At 54.3% G+C, this 641-nt stretch carries 1 protein-coding gene; it reads left to right on the forward strand.

Going from position 1 to position 641, the window contains the following annotated elements; all coding sequences use genetic code 11:
• Positions 1-42 precede the first annotated feature (42 nt).
• On the forward strand, positions 43-641 hold a 599-nt coding region (locus tag VZ95_RS21120; RefSeq protein WP_198148481.1), incomplete at its 3' end, for a primase-helicase family protein.

Consider the following 641-nt stretch of genomic DNA (forward strand, 5'->3'; position numbering starts at 1 on the left):
TACACCGGCGGCCGGAAGGCAGAGAGTTTGGCGGAATATTGGATGGCATCGCCCCGGCGTAGGCAATACGAGCGTATCGCCTTCGATCCCGGTTTGCCGCCAGGTGGGGGTGAAAACCCGATTTATAATCTGTTCCAAGGGTTCGCCGTAACCCCCGCGCCTTATTATGAGAATATTGAGGATCATAAACGTCATTTCTCGGTTTTGGCCGATCACGTCCTAACGAATGTTTGTAAGGGTGATCCTGAGCTTGCGAAGTGGATTTGGGGCTGGTTCGCCCACATCATCCAGCATCCCACCCGTCCGATCGGCAAAGCTCTGGTGTTCCGGGGGCGGATGGGGACCGGTAAAAGCAAGTTGGCCGAGGTCTTTGGTTCGCTGGTCGAGCCCCATTGGGTGCAGGTTGGCTCTAGCCGTTATCTGACCGGGCAGTTCAATGCCCATAAAATCAGCCTGCTGTTTCTAGCCTCGGATGAGGCGGTATGGGCGGGCGATAAGGCGGCGGAATCGGCCCTCAAGGATATGGTGACGAATAAAACCCATATGATCGAAAAGAAGGGGGTCGATCCAATCAAATTCCCCAACTTCATCCGTATCTTCATGACGTCCAATGAAAATTGGGTTGTTCCGGCGGGTTGGAA

Source organism: Elstera litoralis (genome assembly GCF_000963705.1).
GTDB classification, from domain to species: Bacteria; Pseudomonadota; Alphaproteobacteria; order Elsterales; family Elsteraceae; genus Elstera; species Elstera litoralis.